This window comes from Chloroflexota bacterium (genome assembly GCA_040902225.1).
Classification (GTDB): domain Bacteria; phylum Chloroflexota; class Limnocylindria; order QHBO01; family QHBO01; genus CF-167.
Map to the genome: position 1 here is coordinate 1 of JBBDXT010000005.1, position 21703 is coordinate 21703.

A 21703-nucleotide genomic window follows, 5' to 3' on the forward strand; every position below is an offset into this window, starting at 1 on the left:
CTCGTTGCGGGACTTAACCCAACATCTCACGACACGAGCTGACGACAGCCATGCAACACCTGCATGACGGTCCCTTGCGGGAGGACGACGTTTCCGCCGTTTTCCGCCACATGTCAAGTCCTGGTAAGGTTCTTCGCGTTGCGACGAATTAAACCACACGCTCCGCTGCTTGTGCGGGCCCCCGTCAATTCCTTTGAGTTTTAGCCTTGCGGCCGTACTCCCCAGGCGGAACACTTAATGCGTTAGCTACGGCACAGCCGGGGTCGATACCGACTACGCCTAGTGTTCATCGTTTACGGCTAGGACTACCGGGGTATCTAATCCCGTTTGCTCCCCTAGCTTTCGCGCCTCAGCGTCAAGAATAGGCCAGGTAGTCGCCTTCGCCACTGGTGTTCCTCCCGATATCTACGCATTTCACCACTACACCGGGAATTCCACTACCCTCTCCCACCTTCAAGCCGATCAGTTTCCGATGCAGTTTCCCAGTTGAGCCGGGAGATTTCACATCGGACTTGACCAGCCGCCTGCGCGCTCTTTACGCCCAGTAAATCCGGACAACGCTTGCCACCTACGTATTACCGCGGCTGCTGGCACGTAGTTAGCCGTGGCTTATTCCTCAGGTACCGTCTTGGATCTTCCCTGAGAAAAGAGGTTTACGACCCGAGAGCCTTCGTCCCTCACGCGGAGTTGCTGCCTCAGACTTTCGTCCATTGGGCAAAATTCCCGACTGCTGCCTCCCGTAGGAGTCTGGGCCGTTCTCAGTCCCAGTCTGGCTGATCATCCTCTCAGACCAGCTACCGATCGTCGCCTTGGTGAGCCGTTACCCCACCAACTAGCTAATCGGACGCAGGCCCCGCCGGAAGCGGATTACTCCTTTGGACGACGAAACGAATCGTCGACCGTATGCGGTATTAGCCACCCTTTCGGGCAGTTATTCCCCACTTCCGGGTAGGTCACCTACGCGTTACTCAGCCGTCCGCCACTAGGTTGATCGAGCAAGCCCGCTCAACCCCGTTCGACTTGCATGTCTCATGCACCCCGCCAGCGTTTGTCCTGAGCCAGGATCAAACTCTCCAAACAAAAACAGTGGTCTTGCCCGAGGGCTCCACCACCGTTCACAGTTCAGACGTTTGTCCCGTTGACTCGTGTGGGTTCCTGTCACTCTTCAGCTGTTAAGGTCACGTTACCGACGGATCGGTCTCGCTCGATGCTTGGCCTCCGTGATGGGAAGCTTGGCGCGGAGCGTGCAACCCGGGCGGGTCGCCGTTCTCCCTTCGCCTGCCGGCTGCATGCCGGCGCGATCTCGGAGTCTACGCGGCGTCCGCTCGCAGGTCAAGCCGCGACGGGCCGTGGCGAGGCCGCCTCGAAGGCGAGCTCGGTGGTCAGCCCGATCGTATCGCCAGGATCGAGGGCGTGGAGCCCGCCCGGCTCGCCGTTCAGGAACCGGCGCAGTCCCTGCGGGGCATGGGTCTGTGGCTCGACTGCGACCGCGTCCAGCGAGCTCGGGCTGGCGACGACGATGCAGACGCCGGCGCCGGATCGGACCCGCATCGTGGCCGTGACGCCGATCGCGGGCCAGTGCAGCTGCACCGCGGGGTCCGCTGGCGCGAGCCATGTCGCATCAAGGTCGTCCGGCACGCGCGAATGGCACGCAGGTCCCAGGGGCCGGAGGCTGTTTGAACTGATGCGTCAGGATCCAGGTTCGAGGGCAGGACCGCGTCGGCATGGATCGCCAGATCGAGGGGTCGCCGGAACCATGGGTGGAGTCCCAGGCCGGCGGGCATCGGACCATCGGAGAGAAACGACCACTCAGGACCGGTCAACCTGCCGGCGACCCTGGAGCGAGCGGATGAGGGTCACGTCGTCGGCGTACTCCAGGTCGCCTCCGACCGGTAGCCCGCGCGCGATGCGCGACACCATCGGGACGTACGGTGCCAGCAGGTCGGCCAGGTACATGGCGGTCGCCTCCCCCTCCAGGTTGGGGTTGGTGGCCAGGATTACCTCCTCGACCCCGCCGGCCGCCACGCGCGCCACCAGCTCGCGGGCCCGGATCTGGTCCGGGCCGATGCCGTCGATCGGGCTGATGGCCCCGTGCAGGACGTGATACCGGCCGCGGTACTCCCCCGTGCGGTCGATGGCCAGCACGTCGAGCGGCTCCTCCACCACGCAGATCCGCGTGGCGTCCCGTCGGTCATCGGCACAGAAGGCGCAGGGATCGACTCCGCGGTCGGTGATGTTGCAGCAGGTCGAGCAGTAGGCGACCTCCTCCTTCACCGCGACCAGGGCTGAGGCGAGGCCGCGAGCCTCGTCCGCCGGGGCGCGCAGCATGTGGTACGTGAGGCGCTGGGCGGTCTTGCGTCCGACCCCCGGGAGCTTGCTGAACTCCTCGATCAGGCGCGCGACCGGCGCGATCAGGCCAGTCACGCCGGCCGATTCAAGGCAGCCCCGGCAAGCCGGGGAGGCCCATCCCACCGGCCACCGACGCCATCCGCTCGCGCTCGAGCTCCTTGCTCCGCGCGATGGCATCGTTGACCGCCGCCATGACCAGGTCCTGCAGCATTTCGACCTCGGCCGGGTCGACAGCGGCCGGGTCGATCTCGATCAGGCGCACCTCCTGCGCCCCGGTGACCACGACCCGCACCGCGCCACCGCCGGCGGTGGCCTCCAGCGTCATCTCCTTCAGCTCGGCCTGCGCCTGGGCCATCTGGGTCTGCATCTGCTGGGCCATCTTGGCGATCTGCCCGATGTTCACGATCTGACCTCGGGGGCTTCGACCAGCTCGCCGCCAGTGATGCGCAGGACCCCCTCCAGCAGCGCCAGGCCGTCGGTGTCATCGGGGCTGGCGACGACCGCCTCGGCAACGGTCAGCGGCTCCAGCTCCACGTTGCTGGCGACGCACTCGATCGCCCAGCTCCCGCCCAGCACGGTGCTCAGCAGCTGCTCGATGGCCGGGGCCCGGGTGGCGGCCTTGGCGCGCATGAAGGAGCGCTCCTCCGGGAATGCCAGCGTCACGCGAACGCCGTCGAACGCGATCGGCCGGCACTCGCGCAGGAGCGGCTTGATGGCGGGGGCCGCACGTTCGACGACGTCGCCCCAGCGCGACCGAAGGCCAGTCAGCTCGGTCGGCGGGGCGTCTCCGTTGGAGGGTTGCGGTTGGGCCGATGGCGGTGCCTCCGCGGCCGGCGCCTGCGCTACGCGCGCGGGCGGTGGAGCAGGCAGCTCCTCGGCTGGCGCGGCAGGTGCCGGTGATGGTGCAGCGGCCGCGATGGGCACCACAACGGGTGCCGACACGGCGGCGGCGGGGCGAGGCGCCTCGACCGCCAGCAGCTCGAGCGCCAGGCGCGCACGGCCCTCACGGGCACCGACGGTCGCCGCCTCGGCCAGGGTGCGCAGCATGCCTGCCAGGCGTCGCGCCAGGGCCGGATCGGAGGCCGATCGCAGCAGCCGCCGTCTTGCCTCTCCCTCGGCCTGCGAGGCGACCTGCCCCATGTCGCGCCCGACGTCGGCCAGGGTTTCGATCCGGTCGAGGGCGGCTCCGGCATCGCCAGCCAGGTAGGCGTCGATCAAGCGGCTGATCTCGCCCTCGTCGGCCAGGCCCACGGCTTCGCGCACGCCGTCTGCCGTGACTCGCTCGCCTGCGTAGGCGAGCACCTGGTCCAGCAGCGACTCGGCATCCCGCATCCCTCCGTCGGCGAGCTGGGCGATCACCTCGAGCGCCTCCGGATCGGCCTGTGCGCCGTCCGCGGCAACGATCCGCGTCAGCTTCTCCACGATCAGCGGCACGGAGATGCGCCGAAAGTCGAAGCGCTGCGTACGGCTGATGACGGTGGCCGGCACCTTGTGCGTGTCGGTGGTGGCGAGGATGAAGACGACGTGCGGTGGCGGCTCCTCGATCAGCTTCAGCAGCGCGTTGAAGGCGTGAGCGCTGAGCATGTGGACCTCGTCGATGATGTACACCCGTCGGCGTAGCTCGGAAGGCGCGGTCAGCGCCCGCATCACCAGGTCGCGGGCGTCCTCCACCAGCCCGTGGCTGGCGGCGTCGATCTCGATGACGTCCATCGCGCGACCCTCGCGGATAGAGACGCAGGCGGGGCATCGGTCACATGGCTCGCCGTCGGATCCGCGCTCGGTGCAGTTGATGGCCTTGGCCAGGATGCGGGCCATGGAGGTCTTGCCGGTGCCGCGCGGGCCAACGAACAGGTAGGCGTGCGCGATCTTGTCGGCGGCCACGGCGTTGCGCAGGGTGGTGACGATCGGCTCCTGCCCGATCAGCTCCTCGAAGCGCTGCGATCGCCATCGGCGATAGATGGCGGATGGCTCCGGAGATGCTGCGGCTGCGGGTTCGACCATGGCCTCCTAACCGTACACCGAACCGCGGCTCGGTCGCGGTCGCCGATGAGCAGATGAATTGGCCGTGCACCCGACGTCGATCGATCGCTTCCGCACACACGTCCATCGACCGGCTCCAGCCAGGTCGTCCCACGGCACCCGAGGGCGATCGCTTACCGCTGCTTCCTTCCGGACCTGACGGGGTTCACGGACTCTCGCTGCGTGGGACCCGACTCTCAACGTCGGTCAATGTCGTAGGAGACGAAGGCGGATCAGCCTCGGCCGGGGATTCAGTCCCGCTGTAGCGGATTGCGGGTGCAGGGCACCGCTAGTTCCCCACCTAGCACGGCCGCCGCGATGGTAGCCGCGGTCTAAGACATCGGTCAATCGAGGGCTGGCGGAGAGGGGGGGATTCGAACCCCCGACGGGTTTCCCCGAACCGCATTTCCAATGCGGCGCCATAGGCCACTAGGCGACCTCTCCGAGGGTGCGGCGCGTGGCGGAGAGGGTGGGATTCGAACCCACGGTGCTCATCGCACACCGCTTTTCGAGAGCGGCACCTTAAACCACTCGGACACCTCTCCGGCTGGGGAGTCTAGCAGCGGAGGGTCAGGCCGGAGCCTGGGCGATGGCCAGCAGGCGGCGCGCCTCGTCCTCCCGTACGCCGGAGATGACGGAGATCTGGTGCGGCATGCCGGGGGCGCGCGCGAGCTGCACGGCGCCACCGGCGGCGCCTCGTTCGTGGTCCGGCACGGCATACACCAGCGTCCGAACCTGGGCCTCGAGGAGCGCGCCCACGCACATGGCACAGGGCTCATGGGTGGTGAACAGCGTCACCTCGGGGAGGCGCTTGGCATCCAGCTTGCGCGCCGCCGCCTGGAGCGTGAGCAGCACGGCGTGCGCGGTCGGGTCGCGCTGGAGGAGGATGCGGCGGTGGTCGCGGGCGATCATGGCGTCGTCCAGGACTGCCACCGCGCCGATCGGCTTCTCCCCCTCCTCGGCGCCCCGGCGAGCCTCGGCGATCGCCTCGGCCATGTACAGCTCGTAGTTCACGGCTCGGAGTCTAGCAGCCCGTCCGCGGGCCTCCGCGCCCGCTAGCATGGACCGGCGGCCACCGACGGGCCGCGCTCCCTGGCAGCTCGAAAGGGGTCCAGCCATCCAGCAACTGCCGGCCTGGGCACGCCGCGATTGGGTGGCCATGGCGCTGGTCGCCGTTGGCGCTGCGACGGTGCGGCTGGTCGGCCTGACGACTCCGGCTGGCTTCGTCTTCGACGAGATCTTCTACGCGCGCAACGCCTGCCGCTTCGTCATCGACACGGCCCAATGCGGGATCGACGACCTGGTGAGCGGTGCCCATCCGCCGCTCGGCAACTGGCTGATCGGGATCGGCATCCGGCTCTTCGGCTACGACGAGTTCGGGTGGCGCATCGCCTCGGCCGTGGCGGGCACGTTGAGCGTGGCGCTGCTGTACGCACTGGTGCGCAGGCTGCTGGCGGGGCACGTATCGCGCACCGCCGCGACGGTTGGCGCCACAGCCGCCGCCGCCCTGCTGGCCACCGACTTCCTGGACCTCGTGCAATCGCGCGTCGCCATGCTCGACTCGTTCGTGGCCATGTTCGTGATCGCCGTGGTCCTGTGCGTGGTGCTGGACGGGGGCCGGCGACGCGGGCCGCGAGGCGAGGACCTTGGCGCGCCGCGCTGGCTCCAACGCCTCTCCCTGGGCCGGCCCTGGAGGCTGGCAGCCGGCCTCGTGCTTGGATCGGCGGTGGCGGTCAAGTGGTCGGGTGGCTACGTGGCGATCGGCCTGGTGCTGCTGCTGGTTGCCTGGGAGGTCGCGGCCTCCGCCGCCCGGCCGGGCGAGGATTCGCGCCGCGGCTGGCGGGCGGCCCTCGGCAACTCGTTCCGGCGCGAGGCGGGCCCGTCGCTGGTGCTGCTGGGCATGGTGCCGCTGATCGTCTACGTCGCCTCGTACGCCGGGCGGGTGGACGGCGACCTGGTTGCGCTCCCCTGGCGCGAGGGATCAGCCTGGCGGGAGATCCTGGAGCATCAGCTGGCGATGCTTCGCTTCCACGTCGGCCTGGCAGGCGACCACGCGTACGAGTCGGCGCCATGGTCGTGGATCCTGCTCAAGCGCCCGGTCGCCTACTCGTGGGCGTTGGACGGGAGCGCGTACCGCGAGGTCCTGGCGATCGGCAACCCGCTGACCTGGTGGCCGGGAGGCGTCGCGCTGGTGGCAGCCGGGGTGCGGTTGCTGCGATCCGGTTCCCCCCTGGCCCGTCCGGAGGTCGTAATACTCGTGGCGGCGCTCTCGACCCATCTCCCCTGGCTGGTCCTCTCGGGCTCACGCTCGCAGGTCTTCATCTGGTACCTGCTGCCGACGATCCCGTTCCTGTACGCAGCGCTCGGCCTGTGGGCGGCACTGGCGTGGAGTTCCCTGCCGGGGCGGATGGCAATCGGGCTGGGGGCGATCGCAATCGCCGTCTCGTTCGCCTTCTTCTATCCGATCTTGACCGCCGCTCCCCTGACTCCGGATGAGTGGCGATCCCGAGTCTGGTTCACCGATTGCAGCCGGCCGGGAGCCCCGACCCTGACGCTGCCTGACGACGAGATCGACCGGGGACCGCCACCGTTGGGGTGGTGCTGGATCTAGCGGTGCGTTCGCTCGCCGGGGAGACTTACCCAGGAGCCGCTGCGCTGACCTGATCCCGACCCGGTCGGGCGACGGTGTGGCCGCCTGCCGGGACGTGGCCGCCAGCCATTGGCCGATGCGGCTGGGGCGGGACGACGCAGTCCACGTGATCCCTGCGGACGGCCGCCGCCAGCGCTGCGGAGGCGGATCGGCTCGGGACGGATCGATGGATCGATGGCAAAGCCAGGCACGACCTCCGACGGGATGGGCTGGCCGAGCAGGCGCTCGATCTCGCGCAGCATCGGTGCCTCGTCGATGCAGACGAGGGAGATGGCGTCACCCTCGATCCCGGCACGGCCGGTGCGGCCGATGCGGTGCAGGTAGTCGGAGGGGACCATCGGCAGCTCGTAGTTGACGACGTGCGGCAGCTGCTCGATATCCAGGCCGCGAGCCGCCACCTCGGTGGCGATCAGCAGTGTCACCCGTCCGGCCTTGAAGTCGTTGAGGGCGCGCACACGCTGCGGCTGCGACTTGTTGCCGTGGATCGCGGCGGTGGCGATGCCATCCTCGAGCAGCTGCTTGGCGAGCCGATCGGCGCCGTGCTTGGTGCGGGTGAAGACGAGCGCCTGATCGACCGCATGGGTGCGCACCAGGTGCGAAAGAAGCTCCCGCTTTTGAGCGCGGTCGACGGGATGCACGACCTGGCGCACCAGGTCGGTGGGCGTGTTGCGCGGCGTGACCTGGACCGATGCCGGCCGATCGAGCAGGCCCTCGGCAAGAGCGCGGATCTCATTCGAGAAGGTGGCGCTGAAGAGCAAGTTCTGTCGACGGGGTGGAAGCAGGCCGATGATCGAGCGGATGTCGCGGATGAAGCCCATGTCGAGCATGCGATCCGCCTCGTCGAGGACGAGGATCTCGACCGCACCAAGGTCGATCGTCCCCTGCCGCGAGTGGTCGAGCAGCCGACCGGGAGTGGCGACGACGATCTCCGGACCGTTGCGCAGCGCGCGCAGCTGACCGGGGAAGCCGACCCCGCCGTAGATGGTGGTCGAGCGCCGGCTGTTCGAGCCGTAGACGCGGACGCTCTCCTCGACCTGGATCGCCAGCTCCCGGGTGGGGACCAGGATCAGCGCGCGGATGCGCGGCCGTCCACTGGTACGCGGTGGGGTCGTGGCGAGCAGCTGCAGCATCGGCAGCACGAAGGCGGCCGTCTTGCCCGTGCCGGTCTGGGCGCCGGCCAGCAGGTCGCGTCCGGCGAGGACGAACGGGATCGCCTCGCGCTGGACGGGAGTTGGTTCGGTATAGCCCTGCGCTGAGACGGCGCGGAGCAGTCCGGGCGCAAGCCCGAGCGTGGAGAAGGACATGAGAGCTCCTGACGAGGCCCTCCCGCTTCAGATGCGGGGCCCGGTCAGGGCAAAGGATTGGATCGGGATCGGGACGGGGTTGAAGCCGCGGCCGCGGACCGGAGCGCCTATCGAACACGTTTTCGAAATGATACACGATCGGCGTCAAGGCGCGGAAGTGGTACCCTTGGGGCCCCACGAAGGACGCCATGACGGACCCCTGCATCCACGGATTCCGCACCGAAGAGTGCACTTCCTGTCGAACCTGCCCCCACGGGCTTGTCACCTCCCGGTGTGGCCGATGCATCCGAGCTTCCAGCACGCCGGCCGGTCGCAAAGCGCTCCTCGTCGCCAAGGGTGATCACCCGTCCGAAGAGCGCGCCGGGTTCGAGATCGTGTACGTCCCCGAGCTCAGCGGATGGCAGGTGCGCTCGGGCGACTCCGCCACGTCGGACGAGTCCTATCGGTCCATCTTCCTTGCCCGCAAGGCCGCCGACGACCTGGCCGCGGCAGCGTCCGCCAAGGAGTTGTCCCGCGCTGACTGACCGTCCCCGCGACGGACGGTGCATCGGATCTAAGAGGCGGACCTCCGTCCGATAGGGTGTCCTCGAAATCATCGGCAGCGATGATGCTCGACATGCCAACCACCAAAGCAGCAACCCGCTCGTTCACGACGAGCGTCGACCTTCCCGCCGCCGATCGGGCCAAGGCGATCAAGCTCCTCAACCAGCACCTGGCCGATGCCTCCGACTTCTGGAGCCAGGCCAAGCAGGCGCACTGGAACGTCAAGGGCGCCGACTTCTGGCAGCTCCACAAGCTGTTCGACGACGTCGCCGGCGAGGCGGCGGCGTGGGTCGACGAGTTTGCCGAGCGCGTGACTGCGCTGGGCGGCTACGCAGGCGGCACCGTGCGGATGGCTGCCTCGAGCAGCACGCTGCCGGAGTTCCCTACCGACATCACCGACAGCATGGAATACGTGAAGGCGGTCGCCACGCGGCTCGCGGCCTTCACCAACTCGGCCCGCGAGGCGATCGACACGACCGACAAGCTCGGCGACGCCAATACCGCCGATCTCTTCACCGAGATCAGCCGATGCGCCGACAAGTACCTCTACTTCCTCGAGGCGCACCTGCAGGACTAACTGGCGAGCAGGGCCTCGAGGCGGTCCCAGGTCTCGATCGCACCACCGACCATGCCGGTCGCCAGCGCGCCCTCGATGATCTCGGGCGACCCCATGTGGCCGATGGAGGTGACCTTCGTCTTCCCGTTGACTTCTTCGAGGATGAAGGTCTCCGGGCCTCCCTGCGGGCCGACCCCCTCCACGTCGAACATGAAGGTCCATTTGAAGCCGTTGGGCGGGTCGATCTCCAGATACTCCCCGTAGAAGGCCACCTCGTCGCGATCGGGTGCGCTGCTGACGTAGCGCCACTTGCCGCCCGGCCGTACATCCATCTCGGCGACCGTGGTCGTGGTGCCGTGCGGACCCCACCAGCGTGGGACCTGGTCAGCATCGGTGAAGGCCTTCCAGACCCGCTCGCGCGGCGCGTCGAAGGTGCGCTCGAAGACGAGGTCGCCGCCCTCTGAGTAGATAGTCGTGGTGTCGGTGCTACCTCGGTCGATTCGAGTGTCGGTCATCGTCGTCTCCATTTCCTTGCTCCTGCCTTTCGTTCAGCTCGCGTAGATAGGAATCCAGCCGCTCGAAGCTCTCCTCCCAATGGCGCCTGTACTGGTTGACCCATTCAGAGATGTCCCGCAGCGGGCCTGCCCGCAGCCGACGCGGTCGCCACTGCGCCTGCCGACCCTGCTCGATCAGCCCTGCCCGCTCCAGCACCCGCAGATGCTTGGAGATGGCCGGCTGGCTCATCTCAAATGGCGCAGCCAGGTCCTTCACCGATGCCTCCCCCTCAGCGAGGCGAGCCAGGATGGCCCGGCGCGTTGGATCGGCCAGTGCCGCGAAGGTCGTGCTGAGTGCGTCCTGCTGCGTGTCCATCACCTCTTGGTTATATAACCTTCGGGTACTGTACACGCTCCGACGTGATAGTCAACCCCTCAAACGAGAAAGAGGCCCCGAAGGGCCTCCTTCTCTCACCATCGTGAGACTCAGGTGCAAGCCGCAACGGCATGCACGCGGACCTCGTCGATTTGTCAGGGCGTGACCGCCTCCCAATTGGTGTACACGCCATTTGAATCACCAGGGGCCTCGTCACCGATGAAGAAGTAGAGCGGCAGCCCGTTGTAGGTAACCTGGATGGTGCCGTCGTCGGCGCGGGTGATCGTCCCGAGCGTACCGGACACCCCGGTTCCACCACTCGGTGTCACACCCGCAGGAACGGTCAGGGCCGGCCAGTTGACGAGGCAATCGCCGGTGCAATTGCTCGTGCCGCTGTCCTTGACGTCCATCGTGAAGGTGTAGACGGTCATCCCGTTCGAGCCGGCGACCAGGACGGTTCCGAGGCTGCCCACCTCGGTCGCCTCAACGGTCACTTCTCCGGCCGGGGCCGATGGAGCGGCAGCCGAGGCCGATGGAGCGGCTTCAGATGGAGCCGCGGTCGAAGGCGATGGTGCTGCTTCAGAAGGCGATGAGCCCGCGTTGCTGCAGCTGGCCAGAACGGCGGCGGCAAGAACGGTCGTGGCGATGGTCAGGAATTTCGCGCGCATGTGCTCTCCCCTGGAACGGTTGCGTCCGGCGACGATTCCCCCGTACACAGGTATGTACGGACGCGGTTTCGCGGATTCCCCACGGGGCGCGCGGCGGCAACCATGGTCTGCCGCTGAGAGAGAACATGGCGTGCCCGAGAGGACTCGAACCTCCGACCTTCAGGTCCGCAATATGGGAGCGACCCTCACTCGCCGTCCCTCGACGTCACTCTGGAAGCGGCGCAGGCGATCCAGCCCGAGGGCGACCGGCGGCGCGCTCGCCGCCATCCAGCGCGCCTTCGCGTCCGGCTGAGCCCGCGCTACCATCGACGGTATGGTGAAGCGGATCGCCTACGGCGTCTCGGCGGTCGGCACCCTGGCCGCCGTGGCCATGCGTTTCACGGGCGTGGACGAGACGATCACCTTCGGGGTGGCCGCCCTGGCCATCCTTGGCCTGGCCTTCACCCTGGGTCACGCCACCGAGCAGCTGGGCGCTGCGGCCGGCCCGCGCATCGGCGGCATCATGAATGCCACCGTCGGGAACGTGGGCGAGATCATCATCGCCGCCTTCCTGATCCTGGACGGCAAGATCGAGATCGTCCACGCCTCGATCACCGGCTCGATCGTCGGAAACCTGCTGCTGGTCCTGGGCGCTTCGCTGCTGCTGGGCGGCCTGAAGAACGGCGTGCAGCGCTACGACGCCGAGGTGACGGGCATGAACGCCGCGTCCCTGATCCTGGCCACCATCGGCCTCGTCATCCCGGCCACCTTCGCCTTCCTGATCGGCGGCGGCGAGGGGACGGGACCGGGCGATCCCGAATTCTTCAGCATTGAGGCGCTAACGATCGGGGTGGCCACCCTGCTGCTGGTCACCTACGCGGCGCAGACCTGGTTCTTCCTCCGCTCGCCGGAGTCGTCCACCACCGCCCAAGAGCCCGAGGAGCCGCCCGAGTGGAGCTGGCGGATGTCGCTTGGCGTGCTGCTCGTTTCGGCCGCGGCGCTGACCGTAACCAGCGAGATCCTGGTCCATACCCTGGAGCCGGCGGTGGCCTCGCTGGGCATCAGCGAGTTCTTCATCGGCATCATCCTGATCCCGCTGATCGGCAACCTGGCCGAGCACGTGGTCGGGATCACGCTGGCCTGGAAGAACAAAATGAACTTCAGTCTGATCACCTCCATCGGCAGCGCCACCCAGATCGCCCTATTCGCCGCGCCGGTACTCGTATTCTTCGGCCTGATCGTCGGCAACCCAGTGACGCTGGTCTTCAGCCCGCTCGAGGTCGTCTCAGTGGCGGTGGGCGTGATGATCGCCGCCTACATCGCCCTGGACGGCCGCAGCAACTGGGTCGAGGGGCTGCAGCTGGTCAGCGTCTACCTCATCTTGGCGATCGCCTTCTTCTTCCTGACCCCGTGACGGCCACGCGGGAACGGACGGCCGCTGGAAAACGCTGCGCTTTGAGGGACTCGCGTCCCGGCTAGACTGCGCCCATGTCTAACTCCCTGGTTCCGTCTGAGCAGACCGCCCGGCATGCGCTTTGAGAAGTCGATAGATATAGATGCTCCTCAGCAGCGCGTCTGGGACGTGCTCAGCGCCCTCGAGGCCTGGCCGCAGCGCATCGAGACCGTCGAAATCGTCGAGCTCCTGACGCCGGCGCCGATCAGCAATGGCAGCCGCGTGCGGCTCAAGCAGCCGAATCTACCCGAGGGCACCTGGGACATCACGGTCTGGGATGCGCCGTCCTACTTCGAGTGGACGCAGAAGACGGGCGGCACCACCAGCGTCGCCGGCCACCGCGTCGAAGCGCTGGGAGAGGGTCGGGCACGGCTCACGCTGACACTTGACATGCGCGGCTTCCTGATCCCGATCATCGCCCTGTTCTACAAGAAGCTAACCAACCGCTACATGAACCTCGAAGCCGAGGGCATGAAGCGGGCAGCCGAATCGGACTAAGCACGGCCGCGTGAATCGGTGGCGTGCCCGAGAGGACTCGAACATTCGCTAGCCACCTGTGGCTCCGACCACTCACTGGACTTCCCAATCGTCGGGCGCGACCAGTGAGAGCGGGCAACCGGCTAGGCGATTCACGCCGACCGCGCGCGGCAGGATCGAACGGCGTACGCAGCCGTCGCCGTGCTGAAGCCCTTGAGCTCGAGGTCTGCGACGGCATCGGCCTCGACCGAGTCCTCGACGATCGCCATCACTCGCTGGCTGATCAGGATCTCGGCGGCCTTGGCGGCCGACGAGAGCCGCGAGGCGAGGATGACGGACGTCCCGATCGCGGCGTAGTCGTAGCGGCCCTCGAAGCCGATGCGACCAACTGTGGCGTAGCCCGCGGCGATCCCTATCCCAAGGCCAAGCTCGTAGCCGCGCTTGCGCCAGTCGGTCGCCAGGACGGCAAATCGATCCCGCATCTCGCATGCCGTTCGAACCGCCGCGAACTGGTGGTCGGCGATCGGCGTCGGGTCGTTGAAGAAGACCATGAGACCGTCGCCCGCGAAGTGCTCGACCGTGCCACCGTTGGCGACGGCCAGCCGGCCGACCGTCGAGTGGTACTGCCGCAGGACGCCAAGCACCTCCTCCGGATCCGCGCGCTCCGCGAACGCCGTGAACCCGCGCAGGTCCGCGAAGAGCGCGGTGATCTCGCGGCGGTGGCCGGCGAGGAGCTGCTCGCCCTCGGCCGATGACAGCAGCTCGGCCGCCTGCGGCGCAAAGCGCGCCAGCTCGGTTCGCTGGCGCTCGACGGTCGCGAACAGCTGGGCCAGGACGATCGCGATTGCGGCCTGGTCAGCGAAGTGCTCCACGAGCCCGATCTCCCGCTCCGAGAACGGGCGAACCTCGTTCCGGGCGGCTGCGATCACCCCGATCAGCTGGCCGTCATTGCGGATCGGCACGCCCAGGTCCGTTCGGATGCCGCCGGCCCGCCGGACCGCTGCCTGGAACGGGTTCCCCCTGAGCTCCGGGTCGGCGAGGACGTCCTCGATGTGCACGACGCGCCCGTCCAGGATGGCTCGGCCCACCACCGATTCGCGATCCGGCGCGTACATCACGCCCCGCACGAGCTCCTCGAACTCGGGCGAGAACCCGGTGAAGGCGCGCATCCGGTAAGCGTTACCGTCGCGAACGGCGATGTTCGCGGAGTCGGCATGGCACAGCTGTGCGGCCTCTTCGACAACGGCCTGCAGGACCTCGTCGAGGTCGAATCGGGAACGCGCGATCGATGCGAGCGTGCGACCGAGGGCTGCAAGAGCGGCGGCTTCGCGCTGCTGTTCTGCTTCGATCGGACGATCCTTCATGCGTCGGGGACGTTCGACCCGCTCAGACCTGGGTCAGGATCTCGGGGCCGTTGGCGGTGATCGCAATAGTATGCTCGAAGTGGGCGGCGAGGGCGTCGTCGACGGTCGCGACACCGAAGTCGCGGCGGATGTGGTCAGTGCGTGGTCAGGGCGGGAATGACGAAGGGCCTCCGGACGGCTCCAGGGGCCCATTCGTGCGTGAATCTGTGGCGTGCCCGAGAGGACTCGAACCTCCGACCTTCAGGTCCGCAACCTGACGCTCTATCCACTGAGCTACGGGCACCCGGGGAGGCGTGGCGGAGAGGGAGGGATTCGAACCCTCGGAAGAGGAAACCCCCTTCAACGGTTTAGCAAACCGCCGCACTAGGCCACTATGCGACCTCTCCGCGAGCGGCGCCGATGATAGCATCAAGGCCCTTCCCGCCAGGCAGAGCCGACCCGTGCAGCGCCTACCCGTCATCGGCCAGTCGTTCGCCCATTCCGCCGTCGAGGCGGTGCAGCGGGCCGCCTTCGAGGCGAGCGGCCTGCCGATCGCCATCGAGCGCTGGGAGCGCCGGCCGCACCAGCTGGCGGATGCCATCGATGCCCTGCGCGACGGGGCATTCGCCGGTGCTCTCATCGCGGCTCCCCACAAGGAGCGCACGGCCAGCCTGGCGGACGCCCTCTCTGATGACGCGAAGATGAGCGGCGCAGCCAACCTGGTCGTGCGCGACGGCGCTCGACTGCGCGGCCACAACACCGATGTCGACGGCGTGCGGGCCGGCCTCGCGGCCATTCTCCCCAAGGCACAGGCGGCGTGGCCTCGCCAGGCCGTGGTGCTGGGCGCCGGCGGCGGGGCTCGGGCGGTGGTGGCGGTCCTCATCGGCTCAGGATTCCAGCGGATCGCGGTCTTCAACCGGCACCTCCACAAGGCCGAGGCAGTGGTCGCCCACTTCGCGCGGGCTGCCCGAGGGTTGGACCTGCGCGCGCTGCCGTGGCACGAGACCTTTCTGGAGGTCGAACTTGGGCGGGCCAAGCTGGTCGTCAACGCCAGCGGGATCGGCGTGGAGGAGGGAACCAGCGCCCTCCCGGCCGAGATGCTCGGCTCAGGCCTGTTCGTGCTTGACCTGGTGCTGAATCACGCCAGCACCCCGCTGATGATCGACGCGCTGGCCCGAGGAGGCACGGTGGCCAACGGGCAGGCCTCGTTCCTGTCCGCATCGGCGGAGACGTTTCAGCTGCTCTCCGGGCAGGAAGTGCCAACGGAGGTGATGCGCAGCGCGCTCGCCGTTGAGCTGGGGCTCCCAGAAGAGGGCATCGCCGTGGTCGGCGACTAGACAGGCCCGATGTTCTACACCGCCGGCTGGGTGCACGTGATCTGCGGCTGCATGTTCTGCGGCAAGACCGACGAGATGCTCCGCCTCCTGCGTCGCTTCTCGATCGCCGGTCGCACGGTGGTGCTGGTCAAGCCCCGGCTGGACACCCGCACCGAGGATGGCACCGTCATCTCGCGCTCCGGCGCGCACCACACCGCCGTGGCGGTCGACGACTCGCGGCAGATCGAGGACCTGGTGGGCAATTCCGATATCGTGGCCATCGAGGAGGGCCAGTTCTTCGACGAGCGGCTGCCTGAGGTGGTTGGCCGCCTGGCCGACGCGGGGAAGCAGGTGCTGGTGACGGGGCTCGACCAGGATTTTCGCGGGATCCCGTTCGGGCCGATGCCACGCCTGATGGCGCTCGCCGACGAGGTCACGAAGCTGACTGCCATCTGCGTGGTGTGCGGCGAGCCGGCCACCCGGACTCAGCGGCTGATCGATGGGCAGCCGGCGCCCGCGGACTCACCGCTGATCGTGATCGGCGGCATCGGAGACGAGAAGTACGAGGCTCGCTGCCGGCTGCACCACGAGGTGCCGCCGGCGTAGGGAGCGGTCAGACGGTGGTGCACCGCCGCCCCGCTTTCGTCGCATTTGGATGCACGGGGATATCGACGGCACCAGGGCGAGAACTTCACCAACGGCAACCTGGGCACCTGCATGGATTACACCAACAGCCCAGGGACCAACCAGCATCCGAACAACCACGACTATCAGGAGCTGGAGATCATCTATAGCCATCTCGACAGCACCACCACGGTGGGCTCGGTTGTCACTGGCTCCGCCACGGCGAGCGGCTGGGGACGGCTCGTCAGTTCGTCAGCCAGCAAGCATTCCTCGATTTATCGGCTGGACCTCGGCAACGGACAGAGCATGCTGACGCACGTCATCTGGGCCGAGTAGTCGATCGAGGCCTCACGCGCACAACGCCCCCGCCGAGCGCAGGGGCGTTGTCATGTCACAGCCGGGGTCCGGTGGCGGAGGGGGTGGGATTCGAACCCACGGAGGCTTGCACCTCAGCGGTTTTCAAGACCGCCGCATTCGTCCACTCTGCCACCCCTCCGGGACTCAATCCTAGCGTGGGACCTTTTTCGGTCAGGTGCGTGAGTCTGCGGTGGTGCGAGAATCTTGCCATCTGGGCCTCCGCGGCAAGCCGTGACCACAGATCCTCGAAATCGCGACGAGAGAGGCCGCCCACTATGACAGCAAGTAGTGTCTCCTTCGGGTCCAGGAGGTTCTTGACCGCGACCCAGGACCTGTCGCCAGCTGGTTTCGCTTCGCGGGACCTTGAGAGGCCGGATCGAGAGGGCCAACCTGTATCTCGAAACGCGGCGTCGGACGTTACGGGCGGCAAGCAGAACGCCAGGGCTTACACTGCGACAAGCACTCCGCAGTCAACACGAAGGGAGCTAGGCACGTGGTCACGACGCGAACCGGCCCGCGGCTTAACGGGTTGGATGTGGACGAGCTGCGGGAGTACATCGACTCCGTGACGGCCGACGCCACCCAGGCTGACCGTAATCCAATGGTCACTGCCCGCTGGGTCGGCGGTACCCGAGCCGAAGTGATGTCGACCGTCGGGGGACCGCCCGTCTACATGGGCGGCGACCATGACCCGAGCGCTATGGGAATCCTGCTGCGGGCCCTCGCGGCGTGCGACGTCGAGGTCGTCGTTACGCGCGCGACGCTGCTCGGGATCGAGATCGAGGACCTGACGATCGAGGCGAAGGGCTACTTCAACGTCGCTGGCTACCTGGGTGTGGAGGCGCCCTCCGGGGCCGGTTACCAGCGGGCCTCGTACATCGTCCGCCTCAAGACGAAGGGGGGCGCGAGCCCTGAACAGATTGCCGACCTCAGGGCGGCTCTGGAGGCGTCGCCCGTCGGCGACACGTTCGAGCGGAACGTCCCGGTCACCTTTGAGTTCGACGTGAGCTGAGGGAGCTTGCCCGCGACCATCGCCATCATCTCGAACGCAAAACTGCAGGACGGACGCACCGCGATCCGGGCGTGCATCGTCAATATCAGAACTAGTTGCGATGAAGTCGAGGCACTCGTCATAGCGTGCCGCGATCTCGGCGAGGGGCGGGCCTCCTCCGTCTGACGGTGAACCGGCCGACACCCTGCGTGGCACCATTCAACACACGAGACAGATAAATGGCACACCTGCAGCGACGCCGATTCACGGACCCGGATGACGTCCGGACAGTTCCCCACGGCCGGATCGATGTCGTCGAGCTCGATGACCGGGTCGTCGGCCGGATGACCTACGAGCCGGGGTGGAGATGGTCGGTGGATGTCAAGCCGATCGCCGCAACGGACTCGTGCCAATTCCATCACGTCGGGGTCACCCTCAGCGGCCTCTTACGAGCTCAGATGGGCGATGGGACTGAGCTCGAGATTGGGCCGGGCGACGTCTTTGAGATCCCGCCCGGGCACGATGCTTGGGTGGTCGGCGATGAGCCATGGATCTCGGTCGATTTCGAGGCTATGCGCGCGTACGGACGCGCCGAGCCCGCCAGCGGCCGACGCACGCTGTTCTCGATCCTGTTCACCGATATCGTGGACTCGACCGCGCAGGCCGTCGCTCATGGCCCGGCCGCCTGGCGCGACATCGTCAGGGGCCATAACGAGTTGGCCGAACGGGAGATCGACCGATATGAGGGACGTCTGGTCAAGACCACGGGCGATGGCGTGATCGCCCTGTTCGACAGCGCCGAGCGGGCAGTTCGCGCAGGCGCCGCGCTCGGCGACGTGCTGAAACCGCTTGGCATCCGGGTTCGGGCGGGAGTCAATAGCGGCGAGGTCGAGCTCGCCACCGGAGACGTCCGCGGTGTCGCGGTCCACGGCGCTGCGCGGATCATGGCGCTGGCGTCCCCGGACGACGTGTGGGTCTCTGCGACTGTGCGTGAACTCGTCGACGGGACCGGGCTCGAGTTTGTCGACTGTGGGCTCCATGAATTGAAGGGCCTCCCGGGGAAGCGACAGCTCTACGCGCTCGTCCGACCCCGCAGCGCCCGCGTCAGACCCCTTGCCGGCGGGCAGTAGCGACGTCCCGTTGGTGGACCTTTGGCCCGTTGGCTCCCGGCCGCACACAGCGGCGGCCGCCTCGGAGGCACTGGTCCGTGGCCGCGAACTCGCCATCCAGTTCCATCTCCCCGGGGCTGCGTGCTGGCGCACGGCTATTGGCTGCGTCGCCCGATCACATAGTAGGTCGCGGTCGGTCCCAGCCCCTTGACCTCGATGGTGCCGCGCGGCTCGAACTTGAACGCGTGCCGCAGCCGGCGGTAGGTCGACTCGGCGACCTGAATGCGCCCTGGCTCGCCCAATGTCTCCATTCGGCTCGCCACGTTGACGGTGTCGCCCCACACGTCATAGATGAATTTCTTGAGGCCGATCACGCCCGCCACCGCCGGCCCGACGTGCATTCCGATCCGCACCTCCAGGCCCGGGAATGACGAGGCGCGCAAGCGCGCCACCTCGTTCAGCATCTCCAAACCCATGGCCGCCACACGCTCGGGGTGGTCCCCGCCAGGCAGCAAGCCGCCGGCTACCATGTAGGCGTCGCCGATCGTCTTGATCTTCTCCAGGCCGTGCTGATCGGCCAGGCTATCGAAGGCGGAAAAGACCTGGTTCAGCTTGTCGACCAGCTCGGCCGGCGGGAGCCGCGATGACATCTCAGTGAAGCCCACGCAGTCGGCGAAAAGGACCGTCAACTCGTCGAAGCGATCCGCGATCACCGTCTCCCCGCCGCGCAGCCGCTCGGCGATGGAGGCAGGCAGGATGTTCAGCAGCAATCGCTCGTTCTCCCGGGCCAGGCGCTCGATCTGGCGCGCGGCGGTCACATCGGTCCCGTACAGGTTGATCGAGTCAAACTCATAGACCGATACCACCAGCAGCTCGTAGATGCGCCCATCGGCCTCCACCTCCATGGTGCCGCCCGCGTCTGCCTCCAGCATCTGCTGGATCTGATCGCAGAACTCGCGTGGCAGGTCGTCGCCGACGTCGGTGCGCAGTGCCTTGCGCACGAGGGCGCTGGCCGAGTTGGCGTAGGTCAGCCGGCCGTCGCGGGTCATGCGCAGCACCGGGTTGGGGTTCTGGTCGGGGAACTTGTCGATCGCCTTGGTGGCGGTCACATCGGTGCCGTAGATGTTCGTGAAGCCGAACTCCTCGATCAGCACCGGCTTGAGGGTGTAGGTCCGCCCCTCGTATTGCACCTCGATAGGGTCGGCCAGATTTCCGGCACGAGCGCGACGTAGTGGGTCCGCCACCTCGGCGGGGATCGGCTCGCCGATCGCGACGCCAGTGGCATTGACGATTCCGGAACTGGCCGCGTTGGCGTAGATCAGGGTCCCCCGCTCATCCATGCGCAACACCGGGTTGGGGTTCTGGTCGGGGAACTTGGCCACCACTTTGACGGCGGTGACATCGGTCCCGTAGACGTTCATGAAGTCGAACTCTGGAACGTGAACGGGGAACAGGGCGAAGGTCTGTGTGCGGCTGCGCACCTCGACCTTGCCGCCGGCGTCAGCCGCCTGCCGGAGGTCGCGCAGCAGGTCGGCCGCGAGCGGCTCACCGACAGTGAGCGCTTGCCCGGACATGATGGGTGCGCTGGCCAGGTTGGCATAGGTCAACTCCCCGTCGCGCGAGACGCGCATGACCGGGTTGGGGTTCTGGTTCGGGAAGCGATTGATCGTCTCGATTTGCTGTCCGGTGAGCAACAGGTTGTGCTGATCCATGCGTCGCTGCCGGTGCATGGCGGTCACGCTCGCCACGCTGGAGACCACGAACGGCGCGAGGTAGAGCAGCCCAATCTGCCAAACGAGCCCGGTGTCCCAGTTGGGCGAAAAGAGGACATCACCGTGAGTGATGAGCGTCAACACCGTGCCCACTACGAGCGCCGTCAGCAGGCAACGTTGCAGGACCGAGCGATCGGCGGCGGTCCGGAGCCAATCGGCGATCCACTTCACGGCGAGCAGGATAGGGCAGGCGCGAACCGCCCGAGCGTTGCCGAGCGGGTTGACCCGCACGAGGTCCCGACCCTCCCAGGCGCCAGGCCCAGACTACTTGCTCGCCGGTAGGCGCGAAAGGTCGTGTTCCCCTGGGTCGACGGTCCGTGCCGTCAGAAAGCGCTGGTCCCAGGCTCTCCCCGGAGGTACGTCCTGAAGTCCCGTGTCAAACAGGTTTCGTTGTCTGAGCCGATTGCGAAGCCCGATCAGCATGCAGAGGGCGATCGGCCCCGGCAGCCGATACCAGGAAAAGCGTCGGTCAAGTCTTTCGGCGACGTTGCCGATCAGCGACGAGAGGACCCCCACCACCATCCCTCCGATAAGGTTCCGGCCTAATGTTACGCAGACGACCTAGCCCGATGACCGGGGAGGACCGATGGCCACCAGCATGGAAGACGATCCGCTCGTCGCCGCACTCGTCGACCAGCTGCGTTCGATGCGGGAAGCGGAACGCGACGTGTTCGGGAAGCTCGACCCTGCCGTTCGGGATCGACCGATGCGCCCGGGCGACTGGTCGCCGAAGGATGTCCAGGCGCACCTGACTGCCTGGAAGAGGATCCAGAGCGAGCGGATGCGCGCCGCCGCCAAGGGTGAAACGGTCGCAGCTGACACTCGCGAGACGGATGAGCTCAATGCCGAGCTGCAGGCCGAGCGAGCGGACTGGCCCTGGGCGGACGTCGTGCATGAAGCCGATGAGGTCAGCGACCATCTCCAGGCCGAGATCCGCGCGGCCGGCGCGCCGATGCTGATCGAGACCGATGGACTGGTGGGCCGGATCTACGGGAACAGTGCCGCCCACGCCCTGACCCATTTCGCCTGGCTGGTGGCCGCGGGGGTCGGCGTGGACGAGTCGCGGGTCGCCGACTTTTTGGACGAGCACGAGCGACACCTGGACAGTGCTCCGCTGCCCGATGCGGACCGTGGCGTTGCCCTCTACAACCTGGCCTGCGCCCACGCCGTCGCGGGGCGGCTCGATCGCGCGCGACCCCTGCTTCGCATCGCGTTCGGCGCTCGGCCGGATCTCGCCGAGTTCGCGAAGCAGGATCCCGACCTGGTGGAGCTGCGCGAGGAGCTGCCCACGCTCGCCGGCTGACCGCCAGCTAGCTGGATCTC

22 protein-coding genes, 5 tRNA genes, 1 rRNA gene and 1 other RNA gene are annotated in these 21703 nt (G+C 67.4%); 11 read left to right on the forward strand and 18 right to left on the reverse strand.

What is annotated here, in order from left to right:
* From WEB29_07630 to WEB29_07670, 9 genes are all read right to left on the reverse strand, one after another.
* Positions 1-1080: ribosomal RNA gene (locus WEB29_07630) — 16S ribosomal RNA — on the reverse strand; the annotation flags it as partial.
* 252 nt (positions 1081-1332) lie between these two features.
* Positions 1333-1638: a hypothetical protein gene (locus WEB29_07635; protein ID MEX2136810.1), complete on the reverse strand. Its 306-nt coding sequence runs from the start codon at positions 1636-1638 to the stop codon at positions 1333-1335.
* A gap of 171 nt (positions 1639-1809) precedes the next feature.
* Positions 1810-2424, reverse strand: coding sequence for a recombination mediator RecR (recR, locus tag WEB29_07640; GenBank protein ID MEX2136811.1), 615 nt, complete (start codon positions 2422-2424; stop codon positions 1810-1812).
* Positions 2425-2434: 10 nt separating this feature from the next.
* Entirely contained in the window at positions 2435-2752 is a 318-nt protein-coding gene (locus tag WEB29_07645) for a YbaB/EbfC family nucleoid-associated protein (protein ID MEX2136812.1), read from the reverse strand.
* Positions 2749-4350, reverse strand: a complete 1602-nt coding sequence (gene dnaX / locus WEB29_07650) for a DNA polymerase III subunit gamma/tau (GenBank protein ID MEX2136813.1) — start codon at positions 4348-4350, stop codon at positions 2749-2751. Before dnaX ends, WEB29_07645 begins: the two co-directional genes overlap by 4 nt.
* Positions 4351-4412: 62 nt before the next feature.
* Positions 4413-4678, reverse strand: an RNA gene (gene ffs / locus WEB29_07655) — signal recognition particle sRNA large type.
* A gap of 46 nt (positions 4679-4724) precedes the next feature.
* A tRNA-Ser gene (locus tag WEB29_07660) sits at positions 4725-4812 on the reverse strand.
* A 14-nt stretch (positions 4813-4826) separates the two neighbouring features.
* Positions 4827-4913, reverse strand: a tRNA-Ser gene (locus tag WEB29_07665).
* Positions 4914-4938: 25 nt separating this feature from the next.
* Entirely contained in the window at positions 4939-5382 is a 444-nt protein-coding gene (locus WEB29_07670; protein ID MEX2136814.1) for a nucleoside deaminase, read from the reverse strand.
* 145 nt (positions 5383-5527) lie between these two features.
* Here WEB29_07670 and WEB29_07675 point away from each other — a divergent pair, with 145 nt between their 5' ends.
* Positions 5528-6979: a phospholipid carrier-dependent glycosyltransferase gene (locus WEB29_07675; GenBank protein ID MEX2136815.1), complete on the forward strand. Its 1452-nt coding sequence runs from the start codon at positions 5528-5530 to the stop codon at positions 6977-6979.
* On the opposite strand, the gene WEB29_07680 is transcribed toward WEB29_07675, so the two are convergent.
* Positions 6976-8322 (reverse strand): DEAD/DEAH box helicase, encoded by a 1347-nt coding sequence (locus tag WEB29_07680; GenBank protein ID MEX2136816.1) that lies wholly within the window; start codon positions 8320-8322, stop codon positions 6976-6978. The genes WEB29_07675 and WEB29_07680 overlap by 4 nt on opposite strands.
* Before the next feature lie 188 nt (positions 8323-8510).
* Here WEB29_07680 and WEB29_07685 point away from each other — a divergent pair, with 188 nt between their 5' ends.
* Both WEB29_07685 and dps read left to right on the forward strand, forming a co-directional pair.
* The gene (locus WEB29_07685) at positions 8511-8846 is read left to right on the forward strand and encodes a hypothetical protein (GenBank protein MEX2136817.1); all 336 of its coding nucleotides are present in this window, start codon (positions 8511-8513) and stop codon (positions 8844-8846) included.
* 92 nt (positions 8847-8938) lie between these two features.
* Positions 8939-9442: a DNA starvation/stationary phase protection protein Dps gene (dps, locus tag WEB29_07690; protein MEX2136818.1), complete on the forward strand. Its 504-nt coding sequence runs from the start codon at positions 8939-8941 to the stop codon at positions 9440-9442.
* On the opposite strand, the gene WEB29_07695 is transcribed toward dps, so the two are convergent.
* From WEB29_07695 to WEB29_07705, 3 genes are all read right to left on the reverse strand, one after another.
* Positions 9439-9936, reverse strand: a complete 498-nt coding sequence (locus WEB29_07695; GenBank protein ID MEX2136819.1) for an SRPBCC domain-containing protein — start codon at positions 9934-9936, stop codon at positions 9439-9441. The genes dps and WEB29_07695 overlap by 4 nt on opposite strands.
* Entirely contained in the window at positions 9908-10291 is a 384-nt protein-coding gene (locus tag WEB29_07700; protein MEX2136820.1) for a metalloregulator ArsR/SmtB family transcription factor, read from the reverse strand. Before WEB29_07700 ends, WEB29_07695 begins: the two co-directional genes overlap by 29 nt.
* A gap of 155 nt (positions 10292-10446) precedes the next feature.
* Positions 10447-10959 (reverse strand): hypothetical protein, encoded by a 513-nt coding sequence (locus WEB29_07705; protein MEX2136821.1) that lies wholly within the window; start codon positions 10957-10959, stop codon positions 10447-10449.
* Between the two features lie 313 nt (positions 10960-11272).
* Here WEB29_07705 and cax point away from each other — a divergent pair, with 313 nt between their 5' ends.
* Together cax and WEB29_07715 are read left to right on the forward strand one after the other, a co-directional pair.
* Complete coding sequence (gene cax / locus WEB29_07710; protein MEX2136822.1) at positions 11273-12352, forward strand: calcium/proton exchanger; 1080 nt, start codon at positions 11273-11275, stop codon at positions 12350-12352.
* 114 nt (positions 12353-12466) lie between these two features.
* Positions 12467-12889 (forward strand): SRPBCC family protein, encoded by a 423-nt coding sequence (locus WEB29_07715; GenBank protein ID MEX2136823.1) that lies wholly within the window; start codon positions 12467-12469, stop codon positions 12887-12889.
* A gap of 131 nt (positions 12890-13020) precedes the next feature.
* On the opposite strand, the gene WEB29_07720 is transcribed toward WEB29_07715, so the two are convergent.
* The 3 genes from WEB29_07720 to WEB29_07730 form a co-directional block, all read right to left on the reverse strand.
* Complete coding sequence (locus WEB29_07720) at positions 13021-14232, reverse strand: adenylate/guanylate cyclase domain-containing protein (protein MEX2136824.1); 1212 nt, start codon at positions 14230-14232, stop codon at positions 13021-13023.
* A 207-nt stretch (positions 14233-14439) separates the two neighbouring features.
* Positions 14440-14515: transfer RNA gene (locus WEB29_07725), tRNA-Arg, on the reverse strand.
* Between the two features lie 11 nt (positions 14516-14526).
* Positions 14527-14618, reverse strand: a tRNA-Ser gene (locus WEB29_07730).
* Positions 14619-14672: 54 nt separating this feature from the next.
* Here WEB29_07730 and WEB29_07735 point away from each other — a divergent pair.
* The 3 genes from WEB29_07735 to WEB29_07745 all read left to right on the forward strand — a co-directional run bounded on the left by WEB29_07735 (position 14673) and on the right by WEB29_07745 (position 16487).
* A complete protein-coding gene (locus WEB29_07735; protein ID MEX2136825.1) occupies positions 14673-15548 on the forward strand; it encodes a hypothetical protein in 876 nt (291 codons plus the stop codon).
* Positions 15549-15557: 9 nt separating this feature from the next.
* Entirely contained in the window at positions 15558-16133 is a 576-nt protein-coding gene (locus WEB29_07740) for a thymidine kinase (GenBank protein ID MEX2136826.1), read from the forward strand.
* Between the two features lie 111 nt (positions 16134-16244).
* On the forward strand, positions 16245-16487 hold the full coding sequence (locus WEB29_07745) for a hypothetical protein (GenBank protein MEX2136827.1): 243 nt from the start codon (positions 16245-16247) through the stop codon (positions 16485-16487).
* Between the two features lie 72 nt (positions 16488-16559).
* On the opposite strand, the gene WEB29_07750 is transcribed toward WEB29_07745, so the two are convergent.
* Positions 16560-16647: transfer RNA gene (locus tag WEB29_07750), tRNA-Ser, on the reverse strand.
* A gap of 396 nt (positions 16648-17043) precedes the next feature.
* Here WEB29_07750 and WEB29_07755 point away from each other — a divergent pair.
* Positions 17044-17520, forward strand: a complete 477-nt coding sequence (locus tag WEB29_07755) for an OsmC family protein (protein ID MEX2136828.1) — start codon at positions 17044-17046, stop codon at positions 17518-17520.
* A 218-nt stretch (positions 17521-17738) separates the two neighbouring features.
* Entirely contained in the window at positions 17739-18629 is an 891-nt protein-coding gene (locus WEB29_07760; protein MEX2136829.1) for an adenylate/guanylate cyclase domain-containing protein, read from the forward strand.
* A 134-nt stretch (positions 18630-18763) separates the two neighbouring features.
* On the opposite strand, the gene WEB29_07765 is transcribed toward WEB29_07760, so the two are convergent.
* The gene (locus tag WEB29_07765) at positions 18764-20551 is read right to left on the reverse strand and encodes an adenylate/guanylate cyclase domain-containing protein (protein ID MEX2136830.1); all 1788 of its coding nucleotides are present in this window, start codon (positions 20549-20551) and stop codon (positions 18764-18766) included.
* A 415-nt stretch (positions 20552-20966) separates the two neighbouring features.
* Here WEB29_07765 and WEB29_07770 point away from each other — a divergent pair, with 415 nt between their 5' ends.
* Complete coding sequence (locus tag WEB29_07770) at positions 20967-21683, forward strand: hypothetical protein (protein ID MEX2136831.1); 717 nt, start codon at positions 20967-20969, stop codon at positions 21681-21683.
* The last annotated feature ends 20 nt before the right edge of the window (positions 21684-21703 follow it).